The organism is Nostoc sp., assembly GCF_036918015.1.
GTDB lineage: Bacteria > Cyanobacteriota > Cyanobacteriia > Cyanobacteriales > Nostocaceae > Nostoc.
The window spans coordinates 38,063-49,901 of the sequence record NZ_JBALEO010000001.1; the positions used below are offsets into that span (position 1 = coordinate 38,063).

At 40.6% G+C, this 11,839-nt stretch carries 5 protein-coding genes; all 5 read right to left on the reverse strand.

Features of this window, described 5'->3' with window-relative positions:
• Positions 1 to 1,102: 1,102 nt before the first annotated feature.
• The gene (locus V7K61_RS00175; protein ID WP_335049839.1) at positions 1,103 to 3,436 is read right to left on the reverse strand and encodes an EamA family transporter; all 2,334 of its coding nucleotides are present in this window, start codon (positions 3,434 to 3,436) and stop codon (positions 1,103 to 1,105) included.
• Positions 3,437 to 4,100: 664 nt separating this feature from the next.
• Positions 4,101 to 5,372, reverse strand: coding sequence for an inorganic phosphate transporter (locus V7K61_RS00180; protein ID WP_335049841.1), 1,272 nt, complete (start codon positions 5,370 to 5,372; stop codon positions 4,101 to 4,103).
• A gap of 154 nt (positions 5,373 to 5,526) precedes the next feature.
• Positions 5,527 to 6,573: a zinc-dependent dehydrogenase gene (locus V7K61_RS00185; RefSeq protein WP_335049887.1), complete on the reverse strand. Its 1,047-nt coding sequence runs from the start codon at positions 6,571 to 6,573 to the stop codon at positions 5,527 to 5,529.
• A 304-nt stretch (positions 6,574 to 6,877) separates the two neighbouring features.
• Entirely contained in the window at positions 6,878 to 8,302 is a 1,425-nt protein-coding gene (locus tag V7K61_RS00190; RefSeq protein WP_335049843.1) for an efflux RND transporter periplasmic adaptor subunit, read from the reverse strand.
• Between the two features lie 94 nt (positions 8,303 to 8,396).
• A complete protein-coding gene (locus V7K61_RS00195) occupies positions 8,397 to 11,642 on the reverse strand; it encodes an efflux RND transporter permease subunit (RefSeq protein ID WP_335049845.1) in 3,246 nt (1,081 codons plus the stop codon).
• Positions 11,643 to 11,839: the final 197 nt, after the last annotated feature.

The window sequence follows — 11,839 nt, forward strand, 5'->3', positions numbered from 1 at the left end:
AAGCCGCGATTATTTCCAAATAAATCGCGTATTTATAAGGCTTTGGCGTTCGTGCTAATAACCAAAAGATTAGTTAATAGCCATACATATAATAAAACATCTTGGGTTCCATCCGATGATTATTTAGAGACTTTTTAGCAATAAATTTATATTTATTTCATGAAAGAATTTTAAACTTTCGTGATTTAAGTAATTTATTGGCTACTTTTAAGTATGTTTTTACCTCGCTATTTTATATATTTGAGAGACTTGAATTACGTAGATAGTTTGTTGCTGTAAAAGGAGGATAACCCTTAGCAAGCTACGATATAAGCTTATTTTTCTGGGTGTCTGAGCGATACCTACGGTGGGCTACGCCTACGCAGATTAAGTTGACTAGTATAAAACGACAGAAATAAAGATACCATCTTACGAAACACAATTAGTAAGTCGGTGTGAGATTTGTAGTGACTTAGTGCGGTCTGATAAACTTCCCTATTAGCGACAAATAAAACCGTTCGCGCAGCGTCTCCGTTAGGAGAAAGATCGGGACTTTAGCCTCACTACAAGGCATTTCATGTAATTTACATTGCTTAACATAAGTTTGTTTATTCTTGCCCACTTACCTTTCCCTACGAAAAAACAGGTAGGCCGACCGCCTAATATCAACAAAGTGCGTTTGGCTTGAAAAAACGGGGTACTCTAAACATTTCTGCGACTTCTCCATCTCTTAGTTCCAAAATGTGCTGCACTGGTCTTAACTCCTAGCGAATCTTCTCTCTGAGCAAGTACTCGTGCTCAATTGCTGGAGTCAGTACTACTCATATTGCTTACATATACGTGTTTTCCCTACCTGTATCAGGCTAAATCCCTAAAAATATATTACAAGTCGATTTATTCTGAATACTGCTTGCCGATCCATAAAGTGTTATCTACACCCATACAGCATTCTGAAATCATTCGTAAAAACTTAAATCCCCGACTTCTTTGAAAAGTCGGGGATATTGTTTGTCACAGATGATTTAGAGAAGTTACAAGTGGGTGCATTAGCGTCAGGATTGATGCAGAGAGTAATGGGGAGTAAAGTAGCTCCCATCACCCTTAAGCTGATTGAACTCGCCATTTAATTCGTGGGACTAGAGGGTTTAACCTGATTTCGCATTGTTTCAAAGCTGAAAGCAGCCGCGCCAAAGGTTACAAATAACACTCCCAGAATTTGCACAATATCCAAATTTTCTTGAATGATGAACCCAGCGAAAATCACAGTTAGAACTGGGATGCTACCACCAATGAGCGCCGATCGCGAGGCACCTAGTTTACTAATACCAACATTATTGAGCAAATAACCTGCAAGGGTCAGCACACCCAAAATAAATGCGCTTAAAACCAATTCCAGCATTTTAGAGGGGTCAATTACTACCAAGTTCCAGCTGCTTGGCAAAGGTAGCATCAAACAGATAAAGCTCAACAACAGCATGGTAGTGAAGTTAATCAAAGTAAAAGTCACAGGATGCAGTTTGCTAGCACAGACTCGCGTCAGAATTATATAGGCAGCAAAAGCCACACCCGAAAGAATGGCGGTGCTGCTTCCCATTGAAGTATTACCGATACCGATGCTGGGAGAACCCCCTAAAACCAACAATTCACCGCAGCAAATCGCGGCGATCGCCGCGATGCGGAATAGAGTAGGGCGATCGCGAAACAGAAACCACGAAAATAGACCGCTAACCATTGGATAGATAAAGAACAGTGCGATCGCCATTCCGGTTGGGACTTGAGCGATCGCAATGTAGATTAGTACCTGAGATAAAAACAAAAAGCATCCACTCACAATTGACAACACCAAAATCTGCTTGGTAGCTGCATTAGCAGGCGTGGAATTTCCTCGGACTGAAGCAGACAATGTTTCCAAGTCTTGCCACAGTCTTGGATGCAATATCGGAGACAAAAGTACCATTAGTGGTACGACTACCATAAACCGTAGCGTAAGAATTAACAGAGTATTGCCTAAAGTCGGCGGTAGCAATTGCTCTACCTCTAATACTCCAAAAATCTGGGAACCTTCATGGAAAATCACCTTGATGGCTACGTTGTAAAGCGACGATACCACTGCCGATAAGACAATCAAGAATAAACCGATTTGGAGTGTCGATAAGCCAGAAGAATTAGGCGATCGCGATTGTGGGGGTTTTGCTTCCGCCTGCGGTTCTGGCGCAGTGGTCGATGAGGATTCAGCTTTGCTTTGCGATACGTTCTTACGGCGGACAGAAAGTGGTTCAGTAGGAATCTTTAGAGAAGGTCGAATTGTTCTCGGCTGTAGTACAGCTGGGATCGCAGGCTCTGATTTCGTTTCGTTGTCTGGCGATTCCTGATTGAGGACAGAGATTGGCTCGGTAGCATTGTCTTTTGGTGGGGGAACTACAGCCGCAGTAGGTTCTGATGGCATTTCCCTTGACGACAAATCCTTGCTGGGAGAAGAAATTGGATTCGCGGTGTTTTCTTTAACAATGGTTGGCTCTGATGTCGTTTCCTTTACCGACAAATCCTTGCTGGGAGAAGAAATCGGATTCGTGGTGTTTTCTTTAACAATGGTTGGCTCTGATGTCGTTTCCCTTACCGGCAAATCCTTGCTGGGAGAAGAAATCGGATTCGCGGTGTTTTCTTTAATAATGGTTGGCTCTGATGTCGTTTCCCTTGGTGAAAATTGATTGGAGATCGGGGAAATTGGCTCAAGGGAATTTCTTACTATTTCCTCAAACTCTGGCAGGGATGTTTCAACAGAACTGTTTTTTTCTGGCTCCGTAAACTGCAAAACAGTAGGTATACCTGCTGTTGCTGATTTACGTGTAGTTTCTTCTATAGTTTTTTCTAGTTCTCCATGCAGGCGGTTAACAAACTCCGCCAAAATCGTTTCCCCTTGCTGCTGCTGGCTATACATCCGTGACAGCTGTTGGGAAAGATTACTTTGATAGTTCTTCAGCTCCTGTTGTAAGGAATTAAAGGTAACAGTAACGGTGTCATCTAGACTGTCAAACATATGTTCGACTTTTTCATTAATTTCACCTACTACATTGCTGCTCACTTCAGCAGACTTCAACGCCGCTTGTTCGTAAGACTTGCCCTCCATACTTTGATTAGCTAAAGTTGCCAGAGAGGATTGTAGTTGTGAAGATATATGCTTCGCCAGAACTTCTGCCAGTTGCCGAATTAACACTTGCTGCTCAGTAATTTGGCGCACTTGTTGTAAATGCTCTTTTTCTTCTACCAAGCTTTGAATCTCATCAGATAACCGATTTTTTTCTGACTGAAGCCGCTTTACGTCTTCTTGCAAGGCTCTGAGGACATTCTGCTGAAGATTTTCTAAGTCTTCAACTACAGCCCAAAGAGCATTTTCTGCTGCTCTAGATAGCTCCCCTCTGACTCTTGGGTTTTCTGGTTGCTTCTCGAATCGCCCCATTAGCTTCTAACCTCTAACACTTTGACGATAAAGCTGCTTCCCGTACACTTTATTGGCGGTCATCCTAATTTCCTGTATTTTGTCAGATAAATTAAAAATTTTAACAGCACTTCCGCATTTCAACGTAATTCTGTCATACCAGACACAAGTTAGCAAAGCATCTAAGTTTGCCACACAGCTTACTACACCGTGTTCTCTTCACCATTGACAACCATTTGACCATTAGATTTTGGATTTATGGCCACGCTCGGAAGTCGCTTGAACTAAGACTTTTTTGTTTTTGGTCAGTTTAATTTTCATAAATTATTTGCTAATGAGATTTTTACTTTTAAACAAATCTCACTCCAAATAAATATTTATTGTTTTGCTGCCAATAATACTTGTCAAAGACTTGCAGATGCGTGTGATATAGTCACAAAATTGTCTAACTTACGAAAGTAGCTGTAAATTTGTCTGGAATGTAACTTTTGTGACAGTTTATATCTCTAAATGGAGATTAAAGTATCTTTCTGTGGAAATTCAAAGTTACGCTATCCCCTGCACAACATTCTAATGAATGAGCAGCAATTCTGCAAAAGCACGCTTTTTTTGGCGTTGTTGCAGTCTAGATTTTGCTTTGAGTGAATTCTAGTAGAGGAAAAAGTTAGAAAAATATTAATAATTCTTAGAAGAATAAAATTCGGGCAATGGTGAATATGGCAGCGCTAAGGGCAGCACTCACGGGGATTGTAATTAGCCATGCGGCGGCAATGCCTTTTAGTGTTTGAAACTTAATTGAACTGAGATTTTGTACTAGTCCAATACCAACTACACCACCGACGAGAGCGTGGGAAGTGGAGACTGGTAAACCTAGCCGAGAAGCGATGAGGATGGTGGTAGCAGTAGCTAGTTCGGCACAAAATCCACTACTAGGTTGCAAGGTAATGATGTTTTCGCCAATAGTAGCAATGACTTTTTTTCCCCAGACAGCTAAACCACCAACAATACCAGCACCACCAAGAATTAAAATCCAAAGCGGGATAGTTATACCATCAGTAGGTACGCTACCAGTGCGATTGATATAAACGATCGCAGCTAAAGGAGCGATCGCATTTCCCACATCATTAGAACCGTGAGCAAAGGCTACAAAGCAAGCACTTAGTAGTTGGAATCGGGCAAATAATTTTTCTACGGGATTGGGGATTGGGGATTGGGAAGTGAGAAACACTTCTTCAGTTTTTTGTAACTGTCGCCAACTAATGATTGTGAGTCCAACTGCTGCTACTGCACCGGTTAACAAGGGGATGTCGTAAGTAGGGATATTGAAACCAGTTTGCTCAATTACAAAATTGGTTAGCGGTTCTGTTAGTGATGGTAATACAATTACGCCGAAGACACCTAGCAGCAGAGTACTTAACCAGGGAATCCATTCTTGTAACTGGACTACTTGATTAGGTTGATCCAAAATCCAGTGCTTGATTTGACTGTAAAATAAAGCAGCGATCGCACCACTAATTAACGGCGTTAAAATCCAGCCAATGGTAATTAAGCCAATTGATGACCAATCAATTGCATTTACTCCCAAAGCTACCCAACTAAATCCTGCGATCGCACCAACAACCGCATGAGAAGAGGATACAGGTAAACCGCGTGATGTGGCAATTTGCAACCACACACCACAGGATATTAGTACTGTTACCATCCCAACAACGAATATTTGGGGTGTAGCTGCGAATAAGGCGGGATTAGCAATTTTTGTTGCTAGAGTTTCCGTTACCTCATGTCCAAACAACACAGCACCCGTAAACTCTAATACACCAGCAATTATTAGTGCTTGTTTGAGGGTGACAGCTTTGGAACCTACAGAGGTTCCCATCGCGTTAGCGACATCGTTTGCTCCGAGATTCCAAGCAACGTAGAAAGCTAGTAAAGCTACGAAAAGTAGGGTAATAAGCATTTTGGGGAGATGAGGGAGATGAGGCAATACGGTTCGGATAAGGTTTTTTGATGACACGCCATAGATCGCAAAGCAAAGACGCGATGAATCGCCGTCTCTACAAAGGACTGATTATTGTAGAGACGGCGATTTATCGCGTCTCTTGGCTTAACTTTTACGGGTAAATTAAGATTTTATAAGTATCCGGTGTGGGTGCGATCGCTTGCTCAACAGCTGCTGATAAATCTTTTAATGGATAGCGATCGCTAATCAACGCTTTTACATCAATTCGCTGGTTAAATACAATATCGGCGGAGAGATTCTGAAGCCGATAAGATGAGCTATAACTGCCTATCAAGTCGATTTCCCGACGGTAGAGGATATTTGGATTAATGGGAATTTCCAACTCATCAGGAAATTCGGCGAAAAATAAGATTTTACCGCCTTTGCGGGTACTATCAAGTGCCTGAAAGAAGGCTTTCTCACTAGGAACAGCCAGCAAGGTAACATCAACACCTAGTCCACCAGTTAGGGCATGGATTTTGGCGGTTAAATCGGGATCACGAGCATCAAAAGCCGCTTCTGCACCGACACTCAAGGCTTTATCAATTCTAGAGGGTAGTAAATCAGTAGCGATCGCTTTTGCTCCGAAATACTTCACCAACATGATAAACATTAACCCAATTGGCCCAGCACCAGTAACTAACACAGTTTGTCCTGGAGCAATTTGGGCTTTTTTCACAGCTTTCAAGCAGCAGTTAGTCGGTTCTACAAAACTCGCTTCTTCAAAACTGATGTTATCCGGGATAGGAATCAACCCACCATTTTCCACAATATGTCCAGGAACCTTGACATAATCGGCAAAACCGCCACCACTGGCGTTAAAGCCTGCGGTAGTGGAGATGTTTTTGTAAACATCGCACATCGAGAAATTATCATTTAGGCAGTAAGCGCAACGCATACAAGGGATGTGGTGCATCACCGCTACACGTTGTCCAACTTGCCAACCTTTGACATTATTGCCTAATGCTGCGATCGTGCCGGCAGTTTCATGCCCAAAAATGCGCGGCGGTTCATACAGTGGATAACGAATTTTTTTAATATCTGACTGACACAACCCCACAACCCGCACCTGTACCAGCACCTCATCTGGTTCCACGGTTGGAACTGGGATATCTTCGTAAGAAAGTTGATTAACGCCTCTAAATACCTGTGCTTTCACGTTGGTTTTTCCCCGCTCAACGATACTAGATGTAACATTAGTGGTCAACGTTAAGCTATTTATTATTGGTTAAATTTACTTTGTTGTAACTCAAGTCACATGCCTTTTCTAACGAAATGCTGCGCCTAGCTTGCTTCCCCATTCGGTAAAGTGTCCCGTAGGAAAGAGATACACTCCAAACTCAAAATTAAGAGTTATAGCATTTCCTAATCATAATAAGGTAAATTATAGTCCCCTCCTCGCTTGCGGGGAGGGGGTTGGGGGTGGGGTTCTTTTACATTACTCAATCGAGAACTGCTATATTTTAATTCTTAGTCTTATGCTTAGATGCAAGTACCTGAACCGATTTCCCATCTTGAAGAGCATCCGTAGGATTAGTAATTAACCTCACATTAGGGCTTAAACCAGAAACAACTTCAACTTCAGTACCATAATCTCGTCCAAGCTCTACTTTTTGGTACTTAACTTTCTTTTCCTTTGTCACAGTGGCTACTTGTATACCATCTGCATTAATCACTAAGGTATTAGCTGTTACTAATAAAGGTGGATTGGCACGTTCAGCCTTAAAAGTCACTTCAGCATACATCCCAGGACGCAACACATTGTCTGAATTCTGTATTTCAATTTCAGTTAAAAGAGTATTAGAAGTAGCATCTAAGACATCAGCAGTCCGAATAACTTTACCAGAAAAAGATTTTTTTGGTAGCTCACGAACACTAATAAGCGCAGTTTGTCCAGTGTGAATTGATTGCACAAAAGCCTGGGGGACATTAATTCGGATACGTAAATTCTTTGTCTGAGCAACCTTAAATAACCAGGAATTTCCACTATTATTATTGCTCCCCGCAGAAATTAAAGCTCCCGTATCTATATTGCGAGCAGTAATTACACCTGCAAAAGGAGCAACAATTTGTTTGAATGTTTGTAAAGAAGTTATCCGTTGTAAATCTGATTTACTAACACTCCTACTTGCGATAAACGCATTAATGTTAGCTTTTTGGGAATTAATAGCTGCAAGAGCAGTATTTACACTTTCTTGGTCTGAATTAACGCGAGCAATTAAAGTATCTACATTAGCTCGACTTGCATTAAAAGCACTTTCACGTTCATCAGCAGCTTGTGTAGTCACGGCTCCTTGCTTTTGAAGTAATTGCCAACGTTGCCAAGTTTGACGTGCTAGTTCTAGGTTAGTACGTGCTTCGGCTAATTCTGCTTGTCTAGCTTTTAAGTTAGCTTTTGTTTGAGAAAGATTACTTTGCTTTTGTGCTAAATCTGCCTGAACTTGAGCCAAATTTGCCTCAGATTTTGCCAATTCTGCACGAGCTTGCTGTATATCTTGGTCAGTTTCTGGGGCATCAATTATAGCGAGTAGCTGTCCCTTATCTACACGTTCGCCAATATCTACAAATTTCTTTTGTAAATAGCCACTGGTACGGGCATAAATTGTGGTTTCTTGGCTGGCTTGAATGCTGCTAGGTAGAACTAGTTCGGTGAAATTAGCAGCAACTTTTGGTTTAACTACATTGACCGAAGAAACTTTTTTTGTTGTAGCTTTAGCGAAAGCATTTAATTCTGATTGCTTTTGTAAGCGAGGGATAATACCAAGTGCTAAAAGTCCAGTAACAACTAAAGTAGTCGTAGCAATAATGGTGATAGAAGTGAAACGACTTTTTTTAGTCGTTGCTGCGATATCAGAATTATCAACTTGGGTATTTTCTTGAGTATCCATACTATAAAATTCTATTTGATTTGTTGATTTATCGAAATTATTTCAGATCCCCGACTTCTTAGAGAAGTCGGGGATTTAATTATTCACGAATTATTTACCGATTAGCTACAGTTAATTTGATAGTAGAGGATAGTTCTTCTTCCAACTCTAAATTTTGGGGTTGTTTTCGGCGCAAAATACTATAAATTACAGGTACAAAAATTAAAGTTGCCACTGTTGCTGCTAATAATCCACCAATTACAGCACGTCCTAAAGGAGCATTTTGTTCACCACCTTCTCCTAAACCAAGAGACATTGGTAACATCCCCATAATCATGGCTCCAGCAGTCATCAATACTGGACGCAAACGGGTGTAACCAGCAGATAAAGCAGCAGAAACAGCTTTTTCTCCTATTAGGCGTTGCTCATTAGCAAAGGTGACAAGCAAAATACTATTAGCAGTAGCAACCCCAATACTCATAATTGCACCCATCAAAGAAGGTACGCTAAAAGTCGTGTTAGTCACAAACAATATCCAGACAATTCCTGCTAAGGCATTTGGTAGTGCCATCATAATAATGAATGGATCAACCCAAGATTGAAAATTGACTACTATTAAGCAATAAACTAATCCAATAGCAAATATCAATCCTACTTCTAATCCTAGAAAAGATGAATTCATCGTTTCTACTTGACCTTTCACCATAATTGACGTTCCACGTGGTAACTTCTGCTGAAATTGCCCAACTATTTTATAAATATCGCTGGCTACACCACCTAAATCACGACCTTGAACATTGGCGTAAATGTTAAATACAGGCTGTACGTTGTAATGATTAACAACAGCAGGAGCTTTGCCACGTTTAGCAATAGCAATGTTGCTTAAAAGTTGTGACGAGCTAGAACCGTTAGCAATAGGAGTATTCTGAATTTTTTCTAGTGAGTTCAGTTTGTATTGGGGAACTTGTACTGCTACTGGATAACTGACTCCTTTGATAGGATCGAGCCAAAAATTGGGTGATGTTTGACCACTAGAACTTAATGATGTGAGTAGATTATTGGCAACATCTCGTTGAGTTAAACCGTTACGTTGCGCTTGAGAACGATCTACATTAATACGTAAGTCTGGGGCATCAACGACTTGATGTAAATGAACATCAACGGCTCCCGGAATTTGAGCTATTTGGGTTTTGATTTGTTTGGCAATCTTGTAATTATCCCGACGATTTTTAGCTGGGCCTATGACCTGAATATCAATAGGGGCTGGTAAACCGAAATTGAGAATTTGAGTTACTATATCCGCAGGTTGGAAAAAGAAAGTTAATTCAGGAAATTGGGCGGTTAATGTTTGGCGTAGTTGTCTAACATATTGCCAAGTAGGATGATGTTTACCTTCTTTAAGACCTACAAGAATTTCCCCATCACCAGGGCCGATGGTTGCTGTGTCGCTAAAAGCCAGGTTGACTCCACCTACAGGTAAACCAATATTGTCAAGAATAATTTCTAATTCTTGCTCAGGAATAACCCGACGAATCTCATTTTCAACTTGAGTGAAAATCTGTTCTGTCTTTTCAAGTCGTGTTCCCGCAGGAGCGCGGACGTGCAGCCGAAACTGACCTGCATCTACTTGAGGAAAAAAGTCTTGACCAACAAAAGGTAGTAAAACTAAGGCACTTACCCAAAAAGCACCAAACATCGCAAAAACTATACCCCGATGATTTAGAGCTTTGGCTAAAGTATTTCGATAGGTTTGGCGAAATTTCTCAAATTGGCGGTTAAACTGCTCATGAATCCGCCAGAAAATATCTTTTTTAGAAACTGGGTCAGATACATGACCATTACCGTTATTATCTAAATTTTCATGTTCAGTATAAAGATGTAGTTCCTTTCCAAGAAGAAACTTTGCCAACATTGGTACTACTGTCCGCGACAGTAGATAAGAAGCAAGCATCGCAAAAACAACCGCCATTCCTAAAGGCATAAATAGCGATTGTGCTACTCCTGTTAAAAAGACAATTGGGATAAAAACAATACAGATTGCCAAGGTAGAAACGAAAGCCGGAACAGCTATTTGTTGTGCGCCATCTAAAATAGCTTGTTGCAGAGGTTTTCCTTGTGCCAAATTGCGGTGGATATTTTCAATTTCTACTGTGGCATCATCAACTAAAATCCCAACTGCTAGAGATAGACCTCCCAAGGTCATAATATTTAGAGTTTGTCCGATCAATCGCAAAGCAATGATAGAACAAAGAATTGATAAAGGAATGGAAATTGCCACAATTAAAGTGCTGCGCCAACTGCCTAAGAATAATAAAATCATGGCGGCAGTTAAACAAGCTGCAATCAATCCTTCGATTAATACTCCGTGGATGGAAGCTTTAACAAATATAGATTGATCAAATAATATTTCTAAATCTAATTCTTTGGGTAATGTGGCTTGAATTTTTGGTAGTCTTTCTTTGACTCTAGCTACAACATCTAAAGTTGAAGCACTACCACTTTTGAGAATAGTTAATAAACTAGACCGTCGTCCATCTCGACGAACAATATTATTCTGCACTGCAAAGCCATCATGGACTTGGGCAACATCACGTATATAAATTACAGTGCCGTTAATCTGTTTAATGGGTAAATTGTTTAACGCGTCTAAGACTTGGGGACTGCTATTGAGTCGAACACTGTACTCGCGATCGCCTAATTTGGCATTTCCTCCAGGTAAGATCAGATTTTGGGCGCTGATTGCGGTTGTGACATCTGTAGCTGAAAGACCTTTGGCAAATAGAGCCTGCGGGTCAATATCTACCATAATTTGCCGAGGTTTACCTCCATAAGGTAAGGGTACAGATGCACCTTGAACGGTCGCTAGCTGAGTCCGCAGAAAATTATTGCCGTTATCGTAAAGTTCTTGCTCTGATAGTGATGTGCTGCTAACACTTAGCTGAAGAATTGGCACATTTGAAGCATTGTAGCGAATAATTAAAGGAGGTGTAATTCCTGGAGGTAAACCTCGAAGAATCGTTTGAGTATTAGAGGTAAGTTGAGCTACTGCTGCTTCAATTTTTGCCCCTGGTTGGAAGAAAACCTTAATGACGCTAACACCATTTAGTGATTGCGATTCGATGTGTTCAATATCATTAACAGTGGTTGTAAAGGAGCGTTCGCTCGCTGTCACGATACGCTGTTCCATTTCTTCTGGTGAGACACCACTATAAGACCAAATTACACTGACAACGGGAATATTAATTTCTGGGAAAATGTCCGTTGCCATGCGCGTAATAGTAACTACTCCTAAGACAAAAATAAGTATAGAAGTAATTACAAATGTATAGGGGCGACGAAGAGCAAGTTTAACAATCCACATTGTTTTTTAGTCTAAATTATTCTTTCTTCTTCAGTTTGTTAGTGTGATTTACACTAAAGGAAATTATTATTTAAATTTTAGTTATTCATTGCCAAACCAATATTTACTGAATGCCTTCACTTGCAATCAGCTAGATTTAAAAGCATTAAGCCTCAAATAATCCGGCAACTCGATAGATTTACAGTATTTTGTAAAAT

Excerpts from the sequence above, each read along its gene's own strand:
- V7K61_RS00175 (WP_335049839.1), bottom strand. The coding sequence starts at position 3,436 with ATGGGGCGATTCGAGAAGCAACCAGAAAACCCAAGAGTCAGAGGGGAG.
- V7K61_RS00180 (WP_335049841.1), bottom strand. The coding sequence starts at position 5,372 with ATGCTTATTACCCTACTTTTCGTAGCTTTACTAGCTTTCTACGTTGCT.
- V7K61_RS00190 (WP_335049843.1), bottom strand. The coding sequence starts at position 8,302 with ATGGATACTCAAGAAAATACCCAAGTTGATAATTCTGATATCGCAGCA.
- V7K61_RS00195 (WP_335049845.1), bottom strand. The coding sequence starts at position 11,642 with ATGTGGATTGTTAAACTTGCTCTTCGTCGCCCCTATACATTTGTAATT.